The following is a 24612-nucleotide window of genomic DNA, read 5'->3' on the forward strand; positions in this document are numbered from 1 at the left end:
TCGCATCAAATCACCGTTTTAACGCACAATAAAGTAATATAACTGAGTCATTCTCGTACAACCTCGCATTTTGAGACGGTGTAAAGGGGAGGCAGATTAGGGCATTACCTCATTAACGAAGTAGCCTTGCTCATCACAATTATTATCGTTTTTCATTAAGGGAGGGTGAGAATGGACGCAGACACCATTAACAGTTTTTTTCTAATAGGTGCGTTGTTAATCGCACTTAGCGTTCTTTTAAGCCCAGTGTCTTCTAAGTTGGGAATCCCAATTCTTTTGGTATTTTTAGCCGTTGGAATGCTAGCGGGGGAAGACGGCTTAGGCGGCATTTTATTCGATAACTTTTCGATCGCTTATTTGGTTAGTAACCTCGCATTAGCCATCATTTTGCTTGATGGTGGGATGAGAACGCGGGTCGCCAGCTTTAGGGTTGCGTTATGGCCCTCGGTCTCTTTGGCGACATTTGGCGTTGCGATCACCACCATTTTGACCGGGCTGATGGCAACGTGGTTATTCGACTTAGATTTATTGCAAGGCATATTGGTTGGTGCGATTGTTGGTTCCACCGATGCTGCCGCGGTCTTCTCTCTACTCAAAGGTCGTAGCCTGAACGAACGTGTTGGTTCAACGCTGGAAATTGAATCCGGCACCAATGACCCAATGGCGGTGTTTCTGACCGTAACTCTGATTGCTATTTTAGCGAACCCTGGCGCAGATTTAAGTGCGGGCTTTTTGGCGTTCAGTTTTCTTAAGCAGTTTGGTATCGGCGCGTTACTTGGCTTCGCTGGTGGCTGGATCTTATGGAAAGTTATCAATCGCAATCAATTACCAGATGGGCTGTATTCTATTTTAACGGTCAGTGGTGGCTTGCTTATTTTTGCTTTATCTAACACTTTGGGTGGCAGTGGTATTTTGTCGATTTACCTTGTTGGTCTTTTATTAGGTAACCGTCCAACACGCAGCCGCCATTCTATTCTTCATGTTTTAGATGGTATGACGTGGCTAGCTCAAATTGGTATGTTCTTGGTGCTTGGCTTGTTGGTTACACCATCCAATTTACTCTCTATTGCGTTGCCAGGTCTTGCGCTTGCTTTCGGGATGATTTTGTTTGCCCGACCAATCTCAGTTTGGATTGGTTTACTGCCATTCAAGAGTTTCACGCCACGTGAAAAGTGGTTTGTCTCTTGGGTAGGATTGCGTGGCGCTGTACCTATCATCCTCGCGGTATTTCCAATGATGGCAGGGTTGCCAGATGCTCAACTGTACTTCAATTTGGCATTCTTTGTAGTAATGGTGTCTTTGATAGTACAAGGGGGCACGTTGACTAAGGCGATGTCTCTTGCAAAGGTCGAGCTACCTTCTAAGCCTGAGCCAATTTCGCGTACGGGTGTAGAGATTTACCCGACCAGTGAGTGGGAGCTGTTTATCTATAGACTTAAAGCAGATAAATGGTGCATTGGTGAGCCATTACGTAGTCTTTCGATGCCGGAAGGAACGCGTATCGCCGCTGTATTTCGCAGTAAAGAGCTATTGCACCCATCCGGCAGTACACGTCTTGAGGAAGATGATACCTTGTGTGTATTAGCACAAGAAAAGGATTTAGATGCACTGAGCTTACTGTTTAGTGAAGCCCCAGAGAAAGCGTCGCTAGCGCGATTCTTCGGTGACTTCTTCCTCGATATTGAAGTGAAGCTTGCCGATATTGCCGTGATGTATGGTTTGAATCTGGGGGATGAACCGCTGGATAAAAGCTTGAGAAACCTTGTCGAAGAGCAATTAGGTAGCACGCCAGTATTGGGAGACCATTTCGAGTGGCAAGGTTTGCATTGGATCGTCGCTGATGTTGTTGATCAGCAGGTCACTAAAGTCGGTATCCGATTGCCAAACGAAAAAAGTAAGTCTGACGATAAGACGTCAATCTAGTCGCTCATTTCCGTCAGCATAATCACGGCTTGCGTGCGGTTCTTTACACCGAGCTTACGGAAAATCGCTGTCATGTGCGCTTTTATGGTGGCTTCTGAAACATTCAATTCGTAAGCGATTTGCTTGTTCAGCAAGCCATCGGACAACATTCCCAACACTTTATATTGCTGCGGTGTTAGCGCAGCAATCTTTTCCGCTAAGTCATTACATGCCGCGTTATTGGTGATCAACCCTTCAGGGAAGTATGGGTCGCCATTCAGCACTTGATTGAGCGCGTTCACTAATTCGCGCATGTCGCTGGACTTGGGAATAAAACCAAATGCACCATGGCTTTTCACTTGCGTCACGATCGCCGGCTCTTCACTCGCTGAAACGACGACGATAGGTAAATCTGGATGCTCTGCTCGCAAATGAATCAAGCCAGACATACCATTTGCTCCTGGCATTTTGAGATCCAATAGCACTAAATCTGGTTCTTCCTCTCGCTCCAACAAAGCCAGAAGTGCGTCGAGTGAGTCCGCTTCCAGCAAATTTGCACCACTAATAGCCATGTGGATAGATTGAAACAAGGCATTCCGGAAGAGTGGGTGATCATCTGCAATAATGATGGTGTAGGTCGAATCCATGACGTTAAACACTTTTGACTATTTCGTTAAATTTATTATTGTCCAGCTTTGAGAGAGTGGACAATATTTATTCGCTAAAAGTCTGAACCAAATCGACTTTTATTAGGAAAATTGCATATAAACGCAATGTTCTTATTCAAATCTGAGCAACAAAAAAAGCCAGTGGACATCACTGGCGTTTGAATATCTGGTTATCAGAACTGCTTGATATGCTCTAAGAAAGGCTCGGCTTGCATAAAGCCCGTCAAACGAGCGTTTGAAACGTGTTCACCACTGGCATCCCAAAACTCAATTGTTGGTAAACCAAGCACACTCATGTGCTTCAGTAGTTCGATGTCTTGCACTTGGTTTTTGGTCACGTCCGCTTGCAGAAGAACGAAGTCTTGCAGTTTGGCTTCGACGCTTGGGTCATGGAAGGTGTACTTTTCAAACTCTTTACATGCTACACACCAATCGGCGTAGAAATCGAGCATGACGGGTTTACCTGCCGCTTTCGCAAGTGCCAGTTGTTCTTCAAGCTCCGCCACGTTAGCAATGCGAGTAAAGCTAACAGTGGCTTGCTGAGTTTGTGTTGTGCTGTTGCCAAACCAGTAATTTAAGGTAGGTTGTGCTGAGGCTAGCAAACCTAAGACGGCGATTATGCCCACGGCACTTTGTTTCCAGCCACCAAACTCTAGACTGTTTTTGATGTGGTATAGCCAACCAAAAGCAGCAATACCCAGTGCTGACCACAGAATCGTTGACCACATTTCTGGCATGATGCGTTCTAGTAAGAAGATAGGTGCGGCAAGCAGAATAAAGCCGAAGAGTGTTTTCACTCGGTCCATCCAACCGCCGGCTTTTGGTAGCAACTTGTTGCCAAATACCGCTACAAGGATCAGCGGAATACCCATGCCCATCGCTAGTGCGTAAAGGGCGACCCCACCGGTGAGTAAGTCGCCACTTTGTGCTACGTAAAGCAGCGCACCAGACAGAGGTGCCGTGGTACAAGGAGAACAAACCAGTCCAGAAATCGCCCCCATGGCGAATACGCCTGCACTGCTGCCGCCCTGTTGCTTATTACTTAAGTTATTCAACCATGTTTGAACGTTGCTTGGTAGCTGTAATGAGTACAGACCAAACATAGACAAAGCGAGTGCGATGAACAGTACGCTCAAGCCAATCAGCACATAAGGGTGTTGCATTGCTGCTTGGAACTGCATACCTGCAGATGCCACCACAAGGCCGAGTAGGGTGTAAGTCAGCGCCATGCCTTGTACATAGACAAACGACAAGCCTAGCGCACGGCGCTGACTCAGTTTGCCACTGCCAAGCACGATGCTGGTCAGAATTGGGTACATCGGCAGCACACAAGGTGTAAACGCCAAGCCCACACCAAGCGCCAAGAACAGAAGTGGTGTCCACCAGTTATCAGCAAGGTTGGCTGCAAGGCTATCTTGCTGTGTTACTGGCGCTGATGATGTGTCATCAGACGTAGATGATTGCGCCGCTGGTGGCGTTGCTGTTGGTGCTTGTTCTGCTTTTGGTATTGTCGTCGCCGCTGTTGAATCTGAGTTCGACGAAGTAAACGCGCTGATAGGAATCACGCGAGTTTCTGGCGGGTAACAGAAGCCTGCTTTCGCACAACCTTGGTATTGCACCACCACGCGCGCACCGTCTTGCCAATCATGCATTGGTACATTAACGAAGAGAGGTTGAGTATAGATATGCACGTCACCAAAGAATTCATCTTTATGCGGTGTGCCGTCTTCCATTTGCAGTTCGCCTAGCGATACTTTCTCACCAGCTACAGACAAGCGCTCTTGATATAGGTAGTACCCGTCACGTACCTGCCAATCGAGCATCAATTTGTCATCTTGCTGGTAGAAGTTAAATGGAAACGCCTGATCAACCGGAACAAAGCTGTCGCTGCTGCTACCAAAACTGTTGTTCTGGCTACTGTTAAACTGGTCTTTGCCAAATAAAGCTAAAGACGGAGTGGAAAAGGTAATGAGCCCTAAGAGTAAAACGGAAAGTAATGCGCGCATAAAAGAGTCAATTCATCTTAGATAATTGCCGTTAGTGTAACTCAATCAGACCCGGAGGCGAGTCAATAAGTTTCATGAAAATGAAGATTTATTGAGCATAAATCAAGACAACAGGCAATAAAAAAGGGAGCCGAAGCTCCCCGAGTAAGACTCTGTTTCTACTAGATCAGTAGACCACCGAATGCGAAGCCAAGTGCTACCGCAGAAGCGATGGTTACCACACCAGGTACAAAGAATGGGTGGTTGAATACGTACTTACCGATACGAGTTGAACCCGTGTCGTCCATCTCAACCGCGGCAAGTAGCGTTGGGTAAGTTGGCAGCACGAATAGCGCACTTACTGCTGCGAAAGATGCAACTGCGGTAAGTGGTGCGACACCGATTGCTAGTGCTGCTGGCATCAGCGCAACAGTGGTTGCACCTTGTGAGTAAAGCAGCATTGAAGCGAAGAATAGAACAAGTGCTAGCATCCATGGGTAGTCTGCTAGTAGCGCACCAGCCACTTCTTTGATGCCGTCAACGTGCGCGTTAACGAACGTAGAACCTAGCCATGCCACACCAAGAACACACACACACGCTGTCATACCAGAGCGGAATGTTGCTGCGGCTGGGATTTTGCCAGCATCGATTTTACAGCTCATTACGATAGCTGCCGCAGCTGCTAGCATTACCGTCATGATAGCTTCGTTACGACCTAGAGCAGGGTTCTCGATAAGGCCAACAGAGCCAGAAATTGCTGCTGCGTAACACACGACAAATGCGATTGCGCCTAGGAAGATGAATGTTGCTTTCTTCGCTGTTGGTAGGATTTCGCGTTTTGCTTCTGTATTTAGCTTGATTAAGCCTTTTTCTAGACGCTCTTGGTATTCAGCATCGTCTTTTAGCTCACAGCCCATGAAGTTCGCCACGAACGCACCGATCATGCACGCGATGAACGTCGTTGGGATACAGATTGCTAGTAGTGTTAGGTAGTCAACGCCAAATGGGTGCAGCATTGCCGCGAACGCTACAACAGCCGCTGAGATTGGTGATGCGGTGATAGCGATTTGCGATGCTACGACCGCGATAGACAGTGGACGAGAAGGGCGCACGCCTTGGCCTTTCGCTACTTCTGCAATCACTGGCAAAGTAGAGAATGCCGTGTGGCCAGTACCCGCCATTAATGTCATTAGGTAAGTTACGATAGGCGCATAAAAGGTGATGCGCTCAGGATGCTTGCGCAAAAAGTTTTCAGCAACTTGCACCATCCAGTCTAAACCACCCGCTACCTGCATTGCTGCGATAGCGGTGATTACAGACATGATGATCAAAATTACGTCAACGGGAATGTAAGCTTGGCTTGTTGGTACGCCCAAGATCAAAGACAACGCAATGACCCCAGCACCACCGGCAAAACCAATGCCGATACCACCGATTCTTGCCCCCAAATAGATGAAGAGCAGAACCACGAAGAGTTCGACCATGACCATATTGATACCTCTTTAGTTTTTTATTTGATTCTGATTTTTTGAACACTCAGGAACAGGAGTAAATGCTCAGAGAATGAGAACCTAGTGGTTTAGCGGCAATAAAAGCATATAAAAAATGTGGTTAACCGTATGAGAGCCTAAAAAAGGGGCCTGAGTGGCCCCCTTCAGATTCGTTATTACTCGTAACGTTTTGCTTTGTAAGTAGGATGCATGAAGTTTTCTACTGACAAGATTTCATCAAGCTCCTCTGCTGTAAGCAGACCGCGCTCTAGCACGACTTCACGAACACTCTTACCAGTTTCTGCACAAATCTTACCTACGATGTCACCTTCGTGGTGGCCGATGTATGGGTTTAGGTAAGTGACGATACCGATAGAGTTGTAAACGTAGTTTTCGCAAACTTCTTTGTTCACAGTGATGCCGTCGATACATTTATCGCGTAGGTTCACACACGCGTTGTGTAGTAGAGAGATAGACTCAAACACACTTTGTGCGATCACAGGTTCCATTACGTTTAGCTGTAGCTGACCGCCTTCTGCTGCGAAAGAAACCGTGTTGTCGTTACCGAGAACTTTGAAGCAAACTTGGTTTACTACTTCTGGGATAACTGGGTTTACTTTAGCTGGCATGATTGAAGAGCCTGCTTGCATTTCAGGTAGGTTCAATTCATTTAGACCCGCACGAGGACCAGAAGAAAGTAGACGAAGGTCGTTACAGATCTTCGATAGTTTCACTGCTAGGCGTTTTAGCGCGCCGTGAGTCATTACGTATGCACCACAGTCAGACGTTGCTTCGATAAGGTCTTCTGCTGCAACAACGTCAAGGCCTGTTACTTCCGCTAGGTGTTTTACTGCAAGCGCTTGGTAGCCAGTTGGTGTATTTAGACCAGTACCGATTGCGGTTGCGCCTAGGTTGATTTCTAGGAGGAGTTTAGATGTGTAATCTAGAGCACGAATCTCTTCGTTTAGTGTTACCGCCCACGCATGGAACTCTTGACCTACTGTCATTGGTACTGCGTCTTGAAGCTGAGTACGGCCCATTTTCAGTACATCTTTAAACTCAACGGCTTTAAGTTCGAATGCGCCTTTTAGGTACTCAATTGCTTCCATTAGCTTGTGTACGCTGTTGTATACTGCAATACGGAAACCTGTTGGGTACGCACAGTTGGTTGATTGGCTCTTGTTTACATGGTCATTTGGGTTAACAAATTCGTATTGGCCTTTCTCTTTACCCATCAACTCAAGCGCGACGTTTGCGATCACTTCGTTCGTGTTCATGTTAACTGAAGTGCCTGCACCGCCTTGGAATACGTCTGATGGGAACTGATCCATACACTTGCCAGTTTCTAGGATCAAATCACACGCTTCGATGATGTAGTTTGCAACGTCTTTTGGAATAGCGCCAAGTTCTTTGTTTGCTAACGCTGCTGCTTTTTTGGTCATTACCATGCCGCGTACAAATTCTGGTACGTCAGAGATGGTCATATTAGAGATGTTGAAGTTCTCGATCGCACGTAGCGTATGAATACCGTAGTACGCATCTGCAGGGACATGACGTTGACCTAATAGATCTTCTTCAATACGAGTGGCTGGGTTTGCTGTTTTTGGAGCATCAGATAGGGTAGCCATAGCAGGATCCTTAGATGATAATTCTGATAATAAAGTTATTTATTAGCCATTTCTGCAATCTAGAATCCATTCATCAGAATTTTTGGCTGGAAAATCCGTCCTGACTTATGTGGCACATGATACTGCACCTAGCGCATAAAAATAGTAACTAGATCACCTTTTTCGTTTTTCATGAGTCAATAATTTGCAAAGTATGAACGGGTTATTAATAACCCTTTATGGGTACTCGATTTTCCTCGACAAACATGAGTTTTTAGAGTTCGAAATTAGCACTTTAAAAGCACGAAAAAATCGGTATGCAATTGAATGAAACGCGCTCCCGCTACTTTGTCTAAAAAAGAAGGAGACCAGTATGAACACGCTTTTTTACAACGATTCGTTTGAGCTTAGTCTGCTTTTACCATTACACTGAATTAAACAAAGGAGGGCGTGTGTTTCCTATCTTATTATTAGCGTTTATTTTTGTTCCGATCATTGAAATCGGCTTATTTATTCAGGTGGGCGGCTTTTTAGGTTTATGGCCGACCATTGCACTAGTCTTAATCACTGCATTTGTTGGTGCGTCGTTGGTTCGTAGCCAAGGTATACAAACACTGATGTCAGTACAGGGGCGTCTTGAACAAGGTGAAATTCCAGCCCAGCAAATTTTTGAAGGCGTAATGCTAGCGGTGGCTGGCGTGCTACTGTTAACCCCGGGCTTTATGACCGATGCCCTTGGTATGTTGGTGTTGCTTCCTGCGCCACGCGCCGCGATAGCTAAATACTTGATGAGCAAAATGGTGGTGAAAACCATGCATGGTGGTGGCTTCCAAGGTGGTTTCTCTAACCAGGGGCCATTTGAGCAAGACCCGTTCCGTCGTGACCCATTTGATTCCCAGTCAGATAATGGCAAGACCTTCGAAGGGGAATACGAGCGTAAAGACGATGATGATCGCAACAAGCTCAACTGATTGAGTTAGACAGTAAAGAAAACAAAAGGGCGCACCAAGCGCCCTTTTCTGTATTTGGAATTCGTGCTGCTTACAATGCGCCTTCAAAGCCCATTTGACGCCATGCTTCAAAAGCAATGATCGCAACGGCATTCGAAAGGTTTAGGCTGCGCGCATCTGGCATCATTGGAATGCGAATACGCTGCTCCATTGGCAAGCTATCGATGATTTCAGCAGGCAAGCCACGAGTTTCTGGACCAAACATCAAAACATCACCCGCTTGGTATTGTGCATCAACGTGGTGACCTGTGGTTTTGGTGGTGCAGGCAAACAATCGATAGTTACCTTGCTTCTCTTTCTCTAAATACTCTAAGAACGCTTGATAGTTTTTATGGCGTGTTACGCGAGCTAAATCATGGTAATCCAAACCAGCACGGCGGACTTTTTTCTCTTCAAGATCGAAACCCAGAGGTTCAATTAAGTGAAGGTTTGCACCGCAGTTGGCGCATAGTCGAATGATGTTGCCGGTGTTCGGCGCGATTTCTGGTTCGTATAAAGCGATATCAAACATGGTATTGAAATAGAGTTGGTCAAAGAGAGGGGCAGTATATACCCAAGTCACCGAGATATGCGAGATTCAGCAAGATTGACCTGGGTATGAAAGCAGGCATTAGCGCGGATGTTAATACCGTAAGTAGTGATGCTCTTTATAAGAGAGCGTGAGCATAGTTTTCTTCAACTGCTCGCCAGTTGACGACGTTCCACCACGCATCAATATATTCTGGGCGACGGTTTTGGTAGCTGATGTAATACGCGTGCTCCCACACGTCTAATGCGAGGATTGGTTCACCGCGCACATCCACTACGTCCATCAGAGGGTTGTCTTGATTACTGGTGGACGTAATGTGAATCTCACCATCTTTTACGATCAGCCATGCAAAGCCAGACCCAAAGGTATTGATGGCAGCTTGGGCAAACGCCTCTTTAAATTGCGCAAAGCTACCAAATTTATCGTTAATTGCTTGAGCAAGCGCGCCTTGAGGCTCTCCGCCACCGTTTGGTGACATGCAATTCCAATAAATGATGTGGTTGTAATAGCCGCCCCCATTATTACGTACTGCTGGACTGAGCTTAGAGATATTGTCAAAGATCTCGTCTAATGACTGAGTTTCGAGCTCGCTCCCTTCAACGGCATTTACAAACTTATCAAAGTACGTCTTGTGGTGTTTGCTGTAATGCACTTCCATGGTTTTCGCGTCGATGTACGGCTCTAGTGAATCGTACGGATAAGGCAGAGCGGGAAATGTATGTGACATAGTAAATCCTCCTTAATTGGAAAATTCACTTTAATGCTAACGATAATTATTATCAACTTTGATCTTTGTAAGGGTATTCTACGAAGCCTCACCAATTTCTAAAGTGAGGGTGGGGCTGTTAATCACTCACTCTAGAAATATGGTGCGAATTATTGTTAGTTCATCAAATTGAGACTAACAATTGATCGGTAAGGTGATACTCATGCGCAATCCGCCTAAAGGACTTCGGCTGGCTGCGATCGTGCCACTGTGCTGGCGAATGGCACTTTCGGTAATGGTTAGGCCGAGACCTGTGCCGCCAGAGTGGCGATCGCGTGCCGTGGAAACGCGATAGAACGGGCGAAAAATCGCGGCCAGTTCCTCTTCTGGTACACCTTCTCCATTATCGTCAACCGTGATACGAAGCGTATCGTCATCGGCTTTGATGTCGATTTGTACCTCATCTTTTCCGTAGTAAATAGCGTTACGAACGATATTTTCCACCGCACTCATCAGCAGTTTAGGGTTACCGGAAATATTGCGCTTAGGTAATTCTGAATAGTGTAGCTGTTTGCCCATTTGCTCTGCTTCAAACTGCGCATCTTTAATGATCTCTTCCCATAAACTTTCTAATGGCTGTGTTTCGCGAGTCATATGACTGTTCGCCTGCATGCGAGAAAGCTCTAATAGTTCGCTGATCATCTGTTCCAAGCGCTGCGCTTCGGTATCGATACGAGTCAATTCTGGGCTTTCTCCTTGTTTACGCGTCGCTAATGCGCTTGCCATGCGTAGACGAGTTAAAGGTGAGCGCAGCTCGTGAGAGATATCGGATAGCAAACGTTGTTGTCCTGAAATCATTTGATTAACCGCTTCGACCATCTGGTTGAAGCTGCTACCTGCTTGACGAAATTCCGCCGTACCTTTTTCTAAATTTGGGTCTGTGACAAATTCACCTTTCGCCACACGTTGAGCAGCGGCTTCAAGACGACGTGCAGGCTGACTCAAAGCCCAAGCAAGCCATAACAGCAATGGTGTACTAACCAACATGACCGCAAGCAAGAGCTGGAATGGGTGATCAAACAGACGCAGGAGTAGAGGTGGTGGCTCATTCCATTTGAAGCCCACGTACATCAAGATATCGGAACCTGCCAAAGTAATAGGAATTGGGCCCGCAATCATGTATCGACCATACAGCTTCTGCTTTGGATTATTGTAATCTTCGATACTGGTGACAAAGTTTTGCATGGCACGCAATTGAAAATTGCTGCGTTTTTCTGTCGTAAGAACATTACCGCTGTAGTCAGAAAAAAAGACTCGTGGGCGAGGGTCGTGCTTGCCGTGGCGGTTGCCCTCGATACGAAAAAGTATGCGGCCTAAATCAGTTTGCTGGCTGTATTTTTGTTGGATTGAGTCACGCGTTTCTACCATACGTTTGTAGTGTTCTTCTGGAATATCGCGAGCTTTGCGTGGGTCCAAATGTGGCAGTGATAGCACGGCTATCAATACTAATAACATGGTGAACCAAAAAATGGCAAAGATGCGTCCATACAGGCTATTGATGTTTGGCAGTTTGATGCGTGATAGGTGCATTAATCCTCCTCAAGCAGCATGTAGCCACGACCACGCAGGGTTTTAATTCGCGGCTTGCCATTGCTTTGATCTGGTAATTTTTTACGTAAGTTCGAGACATGCATATCGATAGCGCGATCAAAAGCAGCGAGTCGTTTACCAAGCACATCTAAGCTCAGTGTCTCTTTGGTCAGCACTTGTCCTGGGTTTTGTACGAAGTGGGTGAGTAGCGCAAACTCGGTTGCCGTGAGGTCGAGTAGCTGTTGCTCACAATACGCTTCTTGCTTACCGGGATAGAGGCGGATTTCTTGATACTCAATGCAATCGCTGTTTTTGGTATTTTTTTGTGTGCTGCTAGTGCGGCGTAAAATCGCACGGATACGCGCCAACAGCTCTCGGTCACTAAAAGGTTTTGGTAAATAATCATCCGCGCCCAGTTCCAAGCCGATCACGCGATCAATTTCTTCCCCTTTAGCGGTCAGCATCAAGACGGGAGTTTCCCAATTTTCACGTAAGCGTTTCAGCGTTTCCATGCCATTGAGTTTTGGCATCATGACATCCAACAAAATCAAATCAATCTTATCATTGATCGCGGCTAAGCCGGCTTCACCGTCATTTGCTTCGCTGACGTCAAACCCTTCGAAACTGAGTACTTCTTTTAATAAGCTGGTTAGCTCGATATCGTCATCGATTAAAAGAATGTTTGCCATGGGGGCACCTATAGTAAGTTACCGATAGCCTAATATTACATTGGAATGATGCGCAACGAAGAGGAGAAAAATCACTCTTTACGATTCTTTACGCTCCCTATACGTCGCTTTACCTAGCGGGTCGTATTCTATACTCAAGCGCTGTGAGAACAGCTCAGAAGAACCACTCACCTGTGTAAGGAATCGTATTATGAAGTCTGCAAAAAAACTTGTGTTAGCTGCTGTTGTTCTACCTCTTACTCTTGGCGCCGCAAGCGCATTCGCTTACGGTGGTAAAAACCATCATAAAGGTCCTCGTGACGAATGCGGCATGGGTATGGACCGAGGTGTCATGCGTCAACTAGACCTGACTGATGCACAAAAAGATCAGCTAAAAGAAATGCGTGAAGCAAACAAAGCAGAAATGAAAGCAAAATTCGCTGATGGCAAAGAAGCACGTATGGCTGAGCGTCAAGCGCATCACGCAAAAGTGCAATCGCTTTTGCTGGCGGATAATTTTGATGAAGCTCAAGCTACCGAGTTAGCAAAAGAGATGGTTGAGCGCCAAACGGAACGTCGCGTGCAAATGCTAGAAAGAAAGCACCAAATGCTTAGCGTATTAACACCTGAGCAGAAAGCGAAATTTGTTGAGCTACAAAATGAACGTATGCAAGAGTGTGGCGACAGAATGCACAAGCGCATGGAAAAGTCGCGCAATAATTAAGTCATGAATTGATGTTATATAAAGAGGCAGCCATTGGTTGCCTCTTTTTGATCTGGTTATTTCATGGTCATTCAATATACTCAACGTATGGTTTTAGTTAACTCTTTGATTATGAAACAGCAATACGCACGTTTAGTTACGACCGCCGCTTGGACTGCAACCATTGTGGCGACGCTTCTTCTGATAGTAAAAGTCATCACGTGGTGGGTAACCGGCTCAGTGAGCTTATTGGCGTCATTGATTGACTCCATGTTAGATATCGCGGCTTCGGTTGTGAATCTTGTGGTGGTTCGTTACGCCTTACAACCGGCAGACCGCGAACATACGTTTGGACATGGTAAAGCTGAGTCCTTAGCGGCCCTAGCCCAAGCAATGTTTATTTCGGGCTCGGCAGTATTTTTGATTCTTAACGGGATTGACCGATTTTTCCGCCCACATGCTTTACACGCACCGGAGTTAGGTGTGTATGTATCGCTGTTTGCGATTGTGGTCACACTTGGCTTGGTGATGTTCCAAAAACATGTGGTTCGCGTGACGGGGAGCCAAGCAATAGCGGCGGATTCTCTGCATTATCAGACTGACTTGTATATGAATGCTGCGATCATGGTGGCTCTGGGGCTCAGTTATTTTGGAGTGACTCAAGCGGATGCTGTGTTTGCGATTGGTATTGGTGTCTTCATTCTTTATAGCGCTTTCAAAATGGTCAGCGAAGCGATTCAAACCTTACTTGATAGAAAGTTGCCCGATGAAGAACTTGAGCAAATTAACCAAGCTTGTTTGAGCGTAAAAGGGGTATTGGGTGTGCATCAGTTACGCACGCGAATGTCAGGACCGACGCGCTTTATACAGTTGCATTTAGAGCTAGACGATAACTTACGATTAATTGAGGCGCATTACATCGCTGATAAAGTGGAAGATAATTTATTGGCTCTGTTTCCTGATGCGGATGTATTGATCCATCAAGATCCATTGTCTGTCGTTTTCGGACCAGAGAAAGAGCAGAAAGCGCAAGATTGGTAGGCTTGAAAAATCCATCAGTGCCCGACGACAAACAGGTACTTATTGACTATCTTTCCATCAATACTTATTAAGATTCGTGATCCTGATATGAATCAACAAAGTTTCATAGAGAAACTGTAATACTCTTACATAAGTAGAAAAGTTACATAAAAAAGTGCGTTTTCATTGGTAATCCTGTAGAGGAAATGTAACATAACGCACAGTTCTGGATTATGCAGGTTGCTTGGTAACAAGGGGCCTAAAAGAAAATTAAATAATTGATTGCCAAAGATCGAGGGTGAGCATGATTAAGAAGATCGGTGTTTTAACAAGTGGCGGTGACGCACCTGGTATGAACGCTGCGATACGCGGCGTAGTACGTACAGCACTATCCGAAGGATTGGAAGTATTCGGTGTGTACGACGGCTACCTAGGCCTATACGAAGGCCGCATCGAGAAGCTAGATCGTTCTAGCGTTTCAGATGTGATCAACAAAGGTGGTACGTTCCTAGGTTCTGCACGTTTCCCTGAATTTAAACAAGTGGAAGTTCGTGAAAAAGCGATTGAGAACCTGAAAAAACATGGTATCGATGCACTAGTGGTAATCGGTGGTGATGGTTCGTACATGGGTGCGAAGAAACTGACTGAAATGGGTTACCCATGTATCGGTCTTCCGGGCACAATCGACAACGATATCGCAGGTACGGATTACACAGTGGGCTACCTAAGTGCACTAAACACCGTTATCGATGCAATCGACCGTCTACGTGATACTTCTTCATCTCACCAACGCATTTCAATTGTAGAAATCATGGGCCGTCACTGTGGTGATTTGACTCTGATGTCTGCAATTGCGGGCGGTTGTGAATACATCATCACTCCGGAAACTGGTCTAGACAAAGACAAGCTGATCAGCAACATCCAAGATGGTATCGCTAAAGGTAAGAAACACGCGATCATCGCGCTTACTGAGCTAATGATGGATGCTAATGAACTAGCACGTGACATCGAAGCCGCGACAGGTCGTGAAACTCGTGCAACAGTACTTGGTCACATCCAACGTGGTGGTCGTCCAACTGCATTTGACCGCGTACTAGCATCTCGTATGGGTAACTACGCTGTTCACCTATTGATCGAAGGTCATGGTGGTCGTTGTGTAGGTATCGTGAAAGAGCAACTTGTTCACCACGATATCATCGACGCAATCGAAAACATGAAGCGTCCAGTACGCAACGATCTATACAAAGTTGCTGAAGAACTGTTCTAAGTAAGCTTGAAATAGATAAACAAAACCGCGGCTTTCCGCGGTTTTTTGTATTTGAGAATCAACAAAAAGAAACTAGTGATAGACGAGTGTTAAGACACGCTGCTCTGCTCTATGAGCGTTAATTTGCGCTCGCGCAGCGCAAACAAGTATCCCAGTAGCCCACCCAACGTATTCCCAACCGCGATACCGATAAACAAGCCTTCAATGCTGTAGATTTGGCTCCCGACCCACGCCGAAGGCAAGGTAAAAATGAACAGCCGCATAAAGCTCCACTGGAATGCACGCAATGGCTTGTGCATCGCATTCAAACCACTGACTAACATCATTACGATGCCTTGGAAGCCATAACTAAATGGCACCACCAGTAAATAATGCCAAAGCAGGTTTTTCACCGCATCTTCCTGAGAAAACAGCGCAGCCAGAGGAATGCTCAGTGGCACCATCATCAAGAAGATAAACCCTTGGAATACCACTGCAAAACGCATGCTAATAAATAAACCGGAAAAGGCTCGTTGCGGTTGTTTGGCTCCTAAATTTTGTGCCATAAACGGTGTGAGGGCAGAGGTCAGCGACATCAATACTAAAATCAATATAGACTCAATACGCTGCGCTGCGCCGTAAGCAGCAACCGCCGCCGTACCGTGGTTGGATAACAGCATCATCAGAATGGCACCGGACAACGGATTCATCGCGTTTGATAGCGCTGCAGGGGTACCAATTTTTAGTGTCTGTTGCCAGTCTTGTTTCAGCAAAGCCCATTGGGGTTGAGCAAGCAATTTTTCCCGTTTAATTAGCACATAGAATGAGCCACACAAAGCACCTAACCAGCTAAAGGCACTTGCTATGGCTGCGCCTTGAATGCCAAGTTCCGGAAAAGGGCCATAACCGAAAATCAACAATGGATCGAGCATGCCATTAATCAAACCAGCCAACATCATGACTTTTGCTGGTGTTTTTGTGTCGCCAGTAGCTCGGATAGCACTGTTGCCCGCCATTGGGATCACTAGCAGAGGAATGGTGAGATACCAGACCTGCATATATTGCTCAATAAGAGGGATGAGATCATCAGACGCACCAAGAAAACGAAACAATGGCGCAATGGTGGTAAAGCCAATAGAAGACGCGATAGCCACAAGTAACACGGCTAATAACAAACCGTGGGTGGTGAACCGTGCAGCTTGTGGTGCATGACCTTGCCCAAGCAAGCGACCAATATTGGTCGATAGTCCCATCCCAATCCCCATCGTAATGCAGTTAACCGCAAAGGTTACAGGGAAGGTATAGCTGATAGCCGCTAGCGCTTGAGTGCCAAGCAACGAGATAAAAAACGTGTCCACCAAGTTAAACATCAAAATTGCGATCATGCCCATGGTCATGGGTACGGTCATTTTCCGCAGCGTTTCAGGAATGGGTGCGGTCAACAAACCATGCTTATCGGTCGCTTGGGGTTCCAGCTTGTTATTTTCCTGCATGTGTGACAACTATCTGGTGAGCAAACTGCAAGGATACAAGAAAGCGAGATGCCGAGCGAGTGAGCATTTCTAACGCAAACCGTTGCCTAGTTGTTCGTTATTTTAACTAAGTCACAAAAATTTTGTGCCACCCCCTTGGGATCGCTGCTTCGACCCCTTATATAGGGATCACGTGTCTGGGGCTACAGTCCCTAAGGACAATTATCAAATAAACATGGAAATTTTCAGGAGAGACGACCGATGAACATTCGTCCATTACATGACCGAGTTATCGTTGAACGTAAAGAAGTTGAATCTAAGTCTGCTGGTGGCATCGTTCTGACTGGTTCTGCTGCAGAAAAATCGACTCGCGGTGTTGTTCTAGCTGTGGGTAAAGGCCGCATCCTAGAAAACGGCACCGTACTGCCACTAGACGTTAAAGTCGGTGATACCGTTATCTTCGCTGAAGGTTACGGTACAAAAACTGAAAAAATCGACGGTAAAGAAGTGCTTGTCATGTCTGAAAACGACATCATGGCGATCGTTGAATAATAGCAATCATTGAGTAATTTTTTGCTCAGATTCAATTACGAAATTACACACAAAGAATTTTAGAAAGGAAATCAAAGATGGCTGCTAAAGACGTTAAATTTGGTAATGACGCACGAGTTAAAATGCTGGAAGGTGTAAACGTTCTGGCTGATGCAGTAAAAGTAACACTGGGTCCTAAAGGACGTAATGTCGTTCTAGACAAATCTTTTGGTGCACCGACTATCACTAAAGATGGTGTATCAGTAGCGCGTGAAATCGAGCTGGAAGATAAATTCCAGAACATGGGCGCACAAATGGTTAAAGAAGTTGCGTCTAAAGCAAACGACGCAGCGGGTGACGGTACAACAACAGCAACGGTACTAGCACAATCTATCGTTAACGAAGGTCTAAAAGCAGTCGCAGCGGGCATGAACCCAATGGATCTTAAGCGTGGTATCGACAAAGCTGTTGCTGCGGCAGTTGAGCAACTAAAAGAGCTTTCTGTTGAATGTAACGACACAAAAGCGATCGCGCAGGTTGGTACTATCTCTGCAAACTCAGACGCAAGCGTAGGTAATATCATTGCAGAAGCAATGGAGCGTGTGGGTCGTGATGGCGTTATCACGGTTGAAGAAGGTCAGGCGCTACAAGACGAGTTAGACGTAGTAGAAGGTATGCAGTTCGACCGCGGTTACCTGTCTCCTTACTTCATCAACAACCAAGAATCAGGCAGTGTTGATCTAGAAAACCCATTCATTCTTCTTGTTGATAAGAAGATCTCAAACATTCGTGAGCTTCTTCCAACGCTAGAAGCTGTCGCGAAAGCATCTCGTCCACTGCTTATCATTGCAGAAGATGTAGAAGGCGAAGCGCTAGCAACATTGGTTGTGAACAACATGCGTGGCATTGTAAAAGTTGCAGCTGTGAAAGCACCTGGTTTCGGTGACCGCCGTAAAGCAATGCTACAAGACATCGCTATCCTAACTGGCGGTACTGTGATTTCTGAAGAGATCGGTCTAGAGCTAGAAAAAGTTGCACTAGAAGATCTAGGTCAAGCGAAGCGTGTTTCTATCACGAAAGAAAACACGACTATCATCGATGGTATCGGTGAAGAAGAGATGATCTCTGGCCGTGTTGCTCAGATTCGTCAACAAATCGAAGACGCAACTTCAGACTACGACAAAGAGAAACTACAAGAGCGCGTTGCTAAACTAGCTGGCGGTGTTGCAGTAATCAAAGTCGGTGCAGCGACCGAAGTTGAAATGAAAGAGAAGAAAGACCGTGTAGAAGATGCGCTAGCCGCAACTCGCGCAGCGGTTGAAGAAGGTGTTGTTGCTGGTGGTGGTGTTGCACTTATCCGTGCGGCATCTAAGATTGCTCACCTAACGGGTGACAACGAAGAACAAAACGTTGGTATCCGCGTTGCACTACGTGCAATGGAAGCGCCAATCCGTCAAATCACGAAGAACGCTGGTGAGGAAGACTCAGTTGTTGCGAACAACGTGAAAGCGGGTGAAGGTAGCTACGGCTACAACGCGGCAACAGGCGAATACGGCGACATGCTAGAAATGGGTATCCTAGATCCAACTAAAGTTACTCGTTCTGCACTACAATTCGCAGCATCGGTTGCAGGTCTGATGATCACAACTGAAGCGATGGTTACTGACCTACCGCAAAAAGACGCGCCAGCGATGCCTGACATGGGCGGCATGGGTGGCATGGGCGGTATGGGCGGCATGATGTAAGCCAGCTTATCTCATCGCTCTAAGGAAGCCCTTATAGCGGAAAGATAACCGACCAAACCTTTAAAAGTCGAGGCAGATGCCTCGACTTTTTTATGCGTATCACCTGAGAAACATGACGTTCTGGTGTGGCTTATCATGAAATTTTTGAGCGTAAAAAGCGCCATTTCAGAAGCAAAAAATCGAAGAGAAATATTTTTTCTTTTGAGTCAGATGGTTAAATCTGACCTATTGCTAACACTTTTTGAACGGGGACAGAGCAAAATCTGAACATTACACTATGTTGTAAATTGTTGCTTCCCATCATGGAGATGAAAATGAAAAAGCTTATGACGTCATTGGCGGTTGCAGCCGCTATCGCATCACCTGTTGCTTTTGCCGACAGTACACCTGTGATGTTCTCTACTATCGACAACACAAACGCACCCTCTAATTCTTCAGTAGGTGGCGTTCGTTTAGCTGTGCTGCATGGGCAGGTAAATGAGGTTAAAGGTGTCGACTTTTCACTGCTTGGTATGTCAGAAACGGATCGTACGACAGGTGTGAACTTCGGTCTGTTTTTTGGCGCAGCAAAAGTAAATCAAGAAATGAAAGGCGCGTCTTTAGGCTTAGTTAACTGGAACCAAGGTCAGACGACGGGTGTTAACTTGGGTGCTGTTAACATTACGAACAACGTAAAAGGCTTGAACTGGAGCGCGGTGAACTATTCTGAAGGTTACACCATGGCGGATGTGGGCTTAGCGAGTATCTCTAAGAAGTCTAATTTCCAGTTTGGTTTCTTCAACATGACCGATCAAATCGATGGTGTGCAAATTGGTCTTTTGAACTGTGCGGATAACGGTTTCTTCAAGTGTTTCCCACTCATCAACTTTGCTAAGTAATCCCTGAGAAAGTCAGAATCTTTATATACAGAAAGCCCTCGATGTTCGTCGAGGGTTCTTTAATTACTGATGAGATGAAGCGAGTGTCTCGGAGCGTTAACTATTTAATTAATCGTGATGAAGTTTTGCGTTGTTGAATTCTTTGATGAACACCGCGGCGTAATGCTTTGATGTGGTTTTCTGCTTTATCCACACCTAACAACACGGTTAGTGTCAGGAGAGTAATAACCACCGACTGCGTTAAATAACCCAAACCTATCATCAAACCTAAACCTGCTAGTACCCATATTACAGCCGCGGATGTTACGCCATGGATTTTTCCATCAAGTGTCATCATAACGCCAGCGCCTAAGAAGCCGACGCCAGTAATGATCTGACCAAGCACTCGTGCTTGATCAAGTGTATTTGGCGATAACGACACTGCCATCGACATAAACAGGTAGGTGCCTGAAATAATTAATATTGCTGTGCGAATGCCAACCGGTTTACCACGAGTTTGGCGCTCTATACCGATCATGAGCCCATTAATGGCGCAGCATAGTAGGGCAGGCCAACTGAATGGGCCAAGATCGAAAATTTGTTCGAATGCTGTATGCATCTTGACCTCCAAAAGTGCGGAGTATGCATAGACTTACCGTGCAAAGCGAACAAAAATAATCAATCTAGACGACAAATTTAATTGAGCGTCAGAGCTTACTCTAAATGCAAATCCAACGGCGTTTTACTTGGCCTGCCACCAATTTCTCGTGTGAGTTTTGGTACCAGATAACCCGATACACGCGTGATGAGTCCGCGCATAATAGCTTTCGCTTCTGCGTCCGAAATAAAGTAGTGCGCTGCGCCTTGCACCTTATCAAGAACGTGGAGGTAATAAGGCAAGATACCCGCGTCAAATAAGGCCTCACTTAACGCCACTTGAGCTTCTACCGAATCATTCACGCCTTTCAGCAGAACGCCTTGGTTTAGAAGCGTAACGCCCGCTCTTTTGAGCTTGAACATCTGTTCAGCAAATTCGTCATTGATTTCGTTGGCATGGTTGATGTGAGTGACGAGGATGATTTGTAACCTTGATGCTTGCAGAAGTTGGCATAGTTCATCAGTGACTCGAGCAGGAATCACCACAGGTAAACGGCTATGAATACGCAGACGTTTGATGTGAGGAATGTGAGCAATGTGCTCTAAAAGCCAATGAATCTCATCGTCTTTTGCCATTAATGGATCACCACCTGAGAAGATGACTTCGTTCAACTCTGGTTGTTGTGCCATGTACTCTAAGCACTTGGTCCAGGCTTGTTTCCCGCTTTTGTTCTCTTGATAAGGGAAGTGACGACGAAAGCAGTAACGGCAATTTACCGCGCAGCCACCTTTGACAATCATCAGGGCGCGGTTGCGATACTTGTGTAGCAGGCCAGGGACTTCATTGTCCTGCTCTTCCAATGGATCATTGGAGTAACCCGGATGCACCTCAAATTCGTCGCTCAGTGGTAAAACCTGACGTAAAAGAGGGTCTTTAGGGTTGCCTTTCTCCATCCTATCGACAAAACTTTGCGGTACACGCTGTGCAAACAGCTTGCGCGCGGCAAACCCGTCTTGCCACGGTGAAGGATCAATTTCCAGTATTTCGAGCAATTTTGCAGGATCAGAGATCCCATTCGCCAACTGTTTGAGCCAGTTTTGCTCAACAGATTCGACTTTTCGGGTTATTATGTGCGGCATTGAATTTAGCTCTAAGAATGTAAGAGGAAAAAATGGCTACAGTTAGCACCAATGAATTTAAAGGCGGTCTTAAGTTAATGCTTGATAACGAGCCTTGTGTAATTCTGGAAAACGAATACGTTAAACCAGGTAAAGGCCAAGCGTTCAACCGTGTTAAAATTCGTAAACTTCTTTCTGGTAAAGTGCTAGAGAAAACATTCAAGTCTGGTGACACTTGTGAAGTGGCAGACGTAATGGATATCGACCTAGATTATCTATATTCAGACGGCGAATTCTACCACTTTATGAACAGTGAAACGTTTGAACAGATCGCAGCGGATGCAAAAGCGGTAGGTGAAAACGCTAAGTGGTTGGTAGAAAACAACACTTGTATGATCACTCTTTGGAACGGTAACCCAATTACTGTTACTCCACCAAACTTCGTTGAGCTAGAAGTTGTAGACACAGACCCAGGCCTGAAAGGTGATACTCAAGGTACTGGCGGTAAACCAGCGACGCTATCAACTGGCGCTGTTGTTCGTGTTCCTCTGTTCATCTCAATTGGTGAAGTGATTCGCGTAGATACTCGTACTGCTGAATACGTAGGTCGTGTGAAGTAAGCACTTTATATGATTGTTAGAAAGGTCGCTTCGGCGGCCTTTTTTATTGCCTGTGATTCTTCTCTTTTAATCCCTCTGCGTAAAACATCGATATCCTCCGCAAATTTTTGATGATTTTGTATTATTCGTAAAAATCTTATTTATTCCATGAATCTGTCGATTATTCCTTAATGTAACATTTTGATACATTAGTACTTGTTGCTGAGTTGCATAGCAATCTGATTTTTATCGATTTAACTCAGTAACAATCCAAAAAAGGAGAACAAAATGGAAAGCAGAGGTTTAGGAAGGGGTTTAAAGGTGGAAGAAAGACGTCAGTTACTACATAAAGGATTAAAAGCAGCCGTATTTGGCGTACCGCTGTTGGCAATAGGCTTAACGATTAATAGCTCGGTGCTGATGACCGATGCGGGTTACAGCTACGTGCATCAGAATAATATTACTGGTGAGTTGGATGTGTTTACTGAACCTGGCATTCATTTTCGTATGCCATTTCTGTCCAAAATCACCAAGTATGACCAAGTGATCACCGTGTCATTCGGTAACAGCAAGGGCGAAGATTTTTATCAACGTCTTGATGCGATTCAGGTTCGATTTGCCGACACCTATATTGGTCAGATCCCCGTAACATTCCGCTTTAAGCTCAGTAATGACCCTGAAGCGGTGAAGAAGATGCATAAAGAGTTCCGCAACAACAGTAACTTGATCGATGCGCTGCTTGTAAAGAACGCACGTAACGTAACGGTGATTACCGCAACCCAATACACGGGTGAAGAGTTTTTCCAAGGTGGTTTGAACCAGTTCAAATCGAAACTTGGCGATCAGTTACGAGAGGGGATTTATCTAACAGAGCGACGTCAGGTTGAAGTGGAAGAGTTGGATCTTGCGCCTGTTGGGGCGAATCAAGCTAATCCGAACCAATTACAGCGCACCAATCAACTGGTTTGGAAAACCGTACCTGTCGTAGACAAAACCGGGCAACCGATTCGTCAAGACAATCCGTTACAACAATACGGTATTCAAGTGACGCAGGTGACCATTGGTGACCCGCAGCCAGAAAAGCAATTAGATCAGCTATTGGCAGATAAAAAGCGTTTAGTGGCGGATCGTATTCGCGCGATTCAGGAACAAGAAACGTCGAAAGCACAGGCAGAGACCGAGCAGTTACGCAAAGAGATTCAACGAACACGTGAGGTGCAAGACGCTCAGCGTGGTAAAGAACTCGCAATTATTGCTCAGCAAAAAGAAGTGGAAGTTGCACGTCAGATTGCAGAGCGTGAAATCGTTGAAGTGGAAAAAACCAAACGACTTGCTGAAGTCGAGAAGGAGAAAGAGCTAGCTATCGCAGAGGCTAACTTAGCGATTCAAAAAGCGAACGCACTTTCTGCTGAGTTTGAAGCGAAAGCGATATTAGCGAAAGGTCGCGCAGAATCTGAAGTCCTAAAAGGTAAGTATGCGGCGTTAGGAGCAAACCGTGAAGTTTACTTGGCAGAATTGAATCGAGACGTAGCGAACTCGCTGTACAACAATTTGCAAAACTTCCAAGTTCAGATGCCACAAAATTACATTGGTGGAAGTGACGAAACGGGCTTGAAAACAAACCTAGATGTGATTACTGGCTTTGGTGCTCTGGGTCTTATGGACCAGACAAAGAAGGTCGCACAGCAATAAGATCATGGGTGGTCAAAAGCTTAAAAAGCAAAAAGATCATGGGTAACCCAAAGCAATAAAAAAGCTGGCATTTAGCCAGCTTTTTCTTTTTTGGTCAGTCTCTTAAATCATGAAGATAAAGATAACTGCTAGTGCAGTGATGAGGCCTGCAAATGCATAGCATGCAATTTTACCAATCACACCAGTGTGGAATTTAAGGTCGTGCATGCCGTGGTGTACACGGTGCATTGCATGCCACATTGGCAATGCTAGCGTGCCAATGATGAATAGCGCACCGATGATGCTGGTTGCGAAGGCAGAGACACGCTCGTAGCTCATCGCTTCTGCGTCAATCACGCCTAGTGGGACCAAGATACCTAGCACAAGAACGGTGATTGGCGTGATCATCGCGAACCAAGTACCACCTGCGCCAAACAGACCCCACCAGATTGGCTCATCAGAACGTTTTGGTGATGTGTTTACACTATAATTCGGTTTCATTGCTCAGCTCCTTACACCACGATGAGAACGATCAGTGAGATGAACGCAACCGCGGCCCACTGAGTCAATACGATGATCTTCTTGTCCACTGGTTTGCCTTTCAAACGAATTGGCATTACTTGTGGCATCATGCTGAAGAAAGTTTGAGCGTGGAATAGGCTACCGAGTAGTGCAACGATGTTGATTGCGACTACGATTGGGTTCGCCATGAACGCTAACCAACCTTGCCATGCTTCAGGACCTTTCACCAAGCAACCTAAACCGAAAGTTAGGAACAGAGTGAATAGAATTAACGGAAGCACCGTAGCTTCACGTAGCATGTAGAAGCGGTAGAAAGGATGGTTCTTCCACCAAGTGCGTTTTACTTCACGAACGTAAGGTTTACGATTGCTCATC

23 protein-coding genes are annotated in these 24612 nt (G+C 45.8%); 10 read left to right on the forward strand and 13 right to left on the reverse strand.

The genetic code is table 11. From position 1 onward, the window contains the following. Positions 1-171: 171 nt before the first annotated feature. Complete coding sequence (locus R7Q38_RS19955) at positions 172-1923, forward strand: potassium/proton antiporter (RefSeq protein WP_005382374.1); 1752 nt, start codon at positions 172-174, stop codon at positions 1921-1923. Here the strand turns inward: R7Q38_RS19955 and R7Q38_RS19960 are convergent. The 4 genes from R7Q38_RS19960 to aspA all read right to left on the reverse strand — a co-directional run bounded on the left by R7Q38_RS19960 (position 1920) and on the right by aspA (position 7673). Beyond that, positions 1920-2549: a response regulator gene (locus R7Q38_RS19960; protein WP_005382375.1), complete on the reverse strand. Its 630-nt coding sequence runs from the start codon at positions 2547-2549 to the stop codon at positions 1920-1922. The two genes, R7Q38_RS19955 and R7Q38_RS19960, sit on opposite strands and share 4 nt — an antisense overlap. A 194-nt stretch (positions 2550-2743) precedes the next feature. After that, positions 2744-4576, reverse strand: coding sequence for a protein-disulfide reductase DsbD (locus R7Q38_RS19965; protein ID WP_064368833.1), 1833 nt, complete (start codon positions 4574-4576; stop codon positions 2744-2746). 161 nt (positions 4577-4737) lie between these two features. Next, positions 4738-6045, reverse strand: a complete 1308-nt coding sequence (locus tag R7Q38_RS19970; RefSeq protein WP_005382378.1) for an anaerobic C4-dicarboxylate transporter — start codon at positions 6043-6045, stop codon at positions 4738-4740. A gap of 176 nt (positions 6046-6221) precedes the next feature. Beyond that, positions 6222-7673, reverse strand: a complete 1452-nt coding sequence (aspA, locus tag R7Q38_RS19975) for an aspartate ammonia-lyase (RefSeq protein ID WP_005382379.1) — start codon at positions 7671-7673, stop codon at positions 6222-6224. Positions 7674-8104: 431 nt separating this feature from the next. Between aspA and R7Q38_RS19980 the strand changes: the two genes are divergently transcribed. Beyond that, positions 8105-8623, forward strand: a complete 519-nt coding sequence (locus R7Q38_RS19980; RefSeq protein ID WP_005386383.1) for an FxsA family protein — start codon at positions 8105-8107, stop codon at positions 8621-8623. 70 nt (positions 8624-8693) lie between these two features. On the opposite strand, the gene trmL is transcribed toward R7Q38_RS19980, so the two are convergent. From trmL to R7Q38_RS20000, 4 genes are all read right to left on the reverse strand, one after another. Beyond that, positions 8694-9173: a tRNA (uridine(34)/cytosine(34)/5-carboxymethylaminomethyluridine(34)-2'-O)-methyltransferase TrmL gene (gene trmL / locus R7Q38_RS19985; RefSeq protein WP_005382381.1), complete on the reverse strand. Its 480-nt coding sequence runs from the start codon at positions 9171-9173 to the stop codon at positions 8694-8696. Positions 9174-9309: 136 nt separating this feature from the next. Next, a complete protein-coding gene (locus tag R7Q38_RS19990; protein WP_005382382.1) occupies positions 9310-9918 on the reverse strand; it encodes a superoxide dismutase in 609 nt (202 codons plus the stop codon). A gap of 174 nt (positions 9919-10092) precedes the next feature. Next, positions 10093-11487, reverse strand: a complete 1395-nt coding sequence (gene cpxA / locus R7Q38_RS19995) for an envelope stress sensor histidine kinase CpxA (protein WP_054579327.1) — start codon at positions 11485-11487, stop codon at positions 10093-10095. Continuing rightward, positions 11487-12176 carry a response regulator gene (locus R7Q38_RS20000; RefSeq protein ID WP_005382384.1) on the reverse strand — a complete coding sequence of 230 codons (690 nt, stop codon included), beginning with the start codon at positions 12174-12176 and terminating at the stop codon, positions 11487-11489. The genes cpxA and R7Q38_RS20000 overlap by 1 nt, the downstream gene beginning before the upstream one ends. Before the next feature lie 190 nt (positions 12177-12366). Here R7Q38_RS20000 and R7Q38_RS20005 point away from each other — a divergent pair, with 190 nt between their 5' ends. The 3 genes from R7Q38_RS20005 to pfkA all read left to right on the forward strand — a co-directional run bounded on the left by R7Q38_RS20005 (position 12367) and on the right by pfkA (position 15145). Then, on the forward strand, positions 12367-12879 hold the full coding sequence (locus R7Q38_RS20005; protein WP_047104268.1) for a CpxP family protein: 513 nt from the start codon (positions 12367-12369) through the stop codon (positions 12877-12879). Positions 12880-12990: 111 nt separating this feature from the next. Then, positions 12991-13899, forward strand: a complete 909-nt coding sequence (gene fieF / locus R7Q38_RS20010; RefSeq protein ID WP_025768809.1) for a CDF family cation-efflux transporter FieF — start codon at positions 12991-12993, stop codon at positions 13897-13899. A gap of 283 nt (positions 13900-14182) precedes the next feature. Further along, positions 14183-15145, forward strand: a complete 963-nt coding sequence (gene pfkA / locus R7Q38_RS20015) for a 6-phosphofructokinase (RefSeq protein WP_005381521.1) — start codon at positions 14183-14185, stop codon at positions 15143-15145. A gap of 89 nt (positions 15146-15234) precedes the next feature. On the opposite strand, the gene R7Q38_RS20020 is transcribed toward pfkA, so the two are convergent. Continuing rightward, positions 15235-16617: an MATE family efflux transporter gene (locus R7Q38_RS20020; RefSeq protein WP_017635565.1), complete on the reverse strand. Its 1383-nt coding sequence runs from the start codon at positions 16615-16617 to the stop codon at positions 15235-15237. Positions 16618-16857: 240 nt separating this feature from the next. Here R7Q38_RS20020 and R7Q38_RS20025 point away from each other — a divergent pair, with 240 nt between their 5' ends. From R7Q38_RS20025 to R7Q38_RS20035, 3 genes are all read left to right on the forward strand, one after another. After that, positions 16858-17148, forward strand: a complete 291-nt coding sequence (locus tag R7Q38_RS20025; RefSeq protein ID WP_005381516.1) for a co-chaperone GroES — start codon at positions 16858-16860, stop codon at positions 17146-17148. A gap of 77 nt (positions 17149-17225) precedes the next feature. Next, the gene (gene groL / locus R7Q38_RS20030; RefSeq protein ID WP_005381509.1) at positions 17226-18872 is read left to right on the forward strand and encodes a chaperonin GroEL; all 1647 of its coding nucleotides are present in this window, start codon (positions 17226-17228) and stop codon (positions 18870-18872) included. 314 nt (positions 18873-19186) lie between these two features. Next, positions 19187-19750, forward strand: a complete 564-nt coding sequence (locus tag R7Q38_RS20035; protein ID WP_005381507.1) for a VC2662 family protein — start codon at positions 19187-19189, stop codon at positions 19748-19750. A 100-nt stretch (positions 19751-19850) separates the two neighbouring features. Here the strand turns inward: R7Q38_RS20035 and R7Q38_RS20040 are convergent, their stop codons facing one another. Both R7Q38_RS20040 and epmB read right to left on the reverse strand, forming a co-directional pair. After that, positions 19851-20348: an MgtC/SapB family protein gene (locus R7Q38_RS20040; RefSeq protein ID WP_005381504.1), complete on the reverse strand. Its 498-nt coding sequence runs from the start codon at positions 20346-20348 to the stop codon at positions 19851-19853. A 95-nt stretch (positions 20349-20443) separates the two neighbouring features. Continuing rightward, positions 20444-21466 (reverse strand): EF-P beta-lysylation protein EpmB, encoded by a 1023-nt coding sequence (gene epmB, locus R7Q38_RS20045; RefSeq protein WP_213877749.1) that lies wholly within the window; start codon positions 21464-21466, stop codon positions 20444-20446. Between the two features lie 32 nt (positions 21467-21498). Here epmB and efp point away from each other — a divergent pair, with 32 nt between their 5' ends. Both efp and R7Q38_RS20055 read left to right on the forward strand, forming a co-directional pair. Then, positions 21499-22065, forward strand: a complete 567-nt coding sequence (efp, locus tag R7Q38_RS20050; protein WP_005381500.1) for an elongation factor P — start codon at positions 21499-21501, stop codon at positions 22063-22065. Between the two features lie 267 nt (positions 22066-22332). Continuing rightward, positions 22333-23736, forward strand: a complete 1404-nt coding sequence (locus R7Q38_RS20055) for an SPFH domain-containing protein (RefSeq protein WP_005386397.1) — start codon at positions 22333-22335, stop codon at positions 23734-23736. Positions 23737-23838: 102 nt separating this feature from the next. Here R7Q38_RS20055 and frdD read toward each other — a convergent pair whose 3' ends face one another. Together frdD and frdC are read right to left on the reverse strand one after the other, a co-directional pair. After that, a complete protein-coding gene (gene frdD, locus R7Q38_RS20060) occupies positions 23839-24216 on the reverse strand; it encodes a fumarate reductase subunit FrdD (RefSeq protein WP_005381493.1) in 378 nt (125 codons plus the stop codon). An 11-nt stretch (positions 24217-24227) separates the two neighbouring features. Beyond that, entirely contained in the window at positions 24228-24611 is a 384-nt protein-coding gene (frdC, locus tag R7Q38_RS20065; protein WP_005381491.1) for a fumarate reductase subunit FrdC, read from the reverse strand. Position 24612: the final 1 nt, after the last annotated feature.

The organism is Vibrio sp. Vb0598, from assembly GCF_033338935.1.
In the GTDB taxonomy this organism is placed as follows: Bacteria; Pseudomonadota; Gammaproteobacteria; order Enterobacterales; family Vibrionaceae; genus Vibrio; species Vibrio alginolyticus.

Bases quoted from the DNA above. Each gene is read 5' to 3' on its own strand.
- R7Q38_RS20020 (WP_017635565.1), bottom strand. From the start codon at position 16,617: ATGCAGGAAAATAACAAGCTGGAACCCCAAGCGACCGATAAGCATGGT.
- R7Q38_RS19960 (WP_005382375.1), bottom strand. From the start codon at position 2,549: ATGGATTCGACCTACACCATCATTATTGCAGATGATCACCCACTCTTC.
- pfkA (WP_005381521.1), top strand. From the start codon at position 14,183: ATGATTAAGAAGATCGGTGTTTTAACAAGTGGCGGTGACGCACCTGGT.
- fieF (WP_025768809.1), top strand. From the start codon at position 12,991: ATGAAACAGCAATACGCACGTTTAGTTACGACCGCCGCTTGGACTGCA.
- cpxA (WP_054579327.1), bottom strand. From the start codon at position 11,487: ATGCACCTATCACGCATCAAACTGCCAAACATCAATAGCCTGTATGGA.
- R7Q38_RS19965 (WP_064368833.1), bottom strand. From the start codon at position 4,576: ATGCGCGCATTACTTTCCGTTTTACTCTTAGGGCTCATTACCTTTTCC.
- aspA (WP_005382379.1), bottom strand. From the start codon at position 7,673: ATGGCTACCCTATCTGATGCTCCAAAAACAGCAAACCCAGCCACTCGT.
- frdD (WP_005381493.1), bottom strand. From the start codon at position 24,216: ATGAAACCGAATTATAGTGTAAACACATCACCAAAACGTTCTGATGAG.
- trmL (WP_005382381.1), bottom strand. From the start codon at position 9,173: ATGTTTGATATCGCTTTATACGAACCAGAAATCGCGCCGAACACCGGC.
- R7Q38_RS20005 (WP_047104268.1), top strand. From the start codon at position 12,367: ATGAAGTCTGCAAAAAAACTTGTGTTAGCTGCTGTTGTTCTACCTCTT.
- R7Q38_RS20025 (WP_005381516.1), top strand. From the start codon at position 16,858: ATGAACATTCGTCCATTACATGACCGAGTTATCGTTGAACGTAAAGAA.
- R7Q38_RS20040 (WP_005381504.1), bottom strand. From the start codon at position 20,348: ATGCATACAGCATTCGAACAAATTTTCGATCTTGGCCCATTCAGTTGG.
- R7Q38_RS19955 (WP_005382374.1), top strand. From the start codon at position 172: ATGGACGCAGACACCATTAACAGTTTTTTTCTAATAGGTGCGTTGTTA.
- efp (WP_005381500.1), top strand. From the start codon at position 21,499: ATGGCTACAGTTAGCACCAATGAATTTAAAGGCGGTCTTAAGTTAATG.
- R7Q38_RS19990 (WP_005382382.1), bottom strand. From the start codon at position 9,918: ATGTCACATACATTTCCCGCTCTGCCTTATCCGTACGATTCACTAGAG.
- frdC (WP_005381491.1), bottom strand. From the start codon at position 24,611: ATGAGCAATCGTAAACCTTACGTTCGTGAAGTAAAACGCACTTGGTGG.
- R7Q38_RS20000 (WP_005382384.1), bottom strand. From the start codon at position 12,176: ATGGCAAACATTCTTTTAATCGATGACGATATCGAGCTAACCAGCTTA.
- groL (WP_005381509.1), top strand. From the start codon at position 17,226: ATGGCTGCTAAAGACGTTAAATTTGGTAATGACGCACGAGTTAAAATG.
- R7Q38_RS20035 (WP_005381507.1), top strand. From the start codon at position 19,187: ATGAAAAAGCTTATGACGTCATTGGCGGTTGCAGCCGCTATCGCATCA.
- epmB (WP_213877749.1), bottom strand. From the start codon at position 21,466: ATGCCGCACATAATAACCCGAAAAGTCGAATCTGTTGAGCAAAACTGG.
- R7Q38_RS19970 (WP_005382378.1), bottom strand. From the start codon at position 6,045: ATGGTCATGGTCGAACTCTTCGTGGTTCTGCTCTTCATCTATTTGGGG.
- R7Q38_RS20055 (WP_005386397.1), top strand. From the start codon at position 22,333: ATGGAAAGCAGAGGTTTAGGAAGGGGTTTAAAGGTGGAAGAAAGACGT.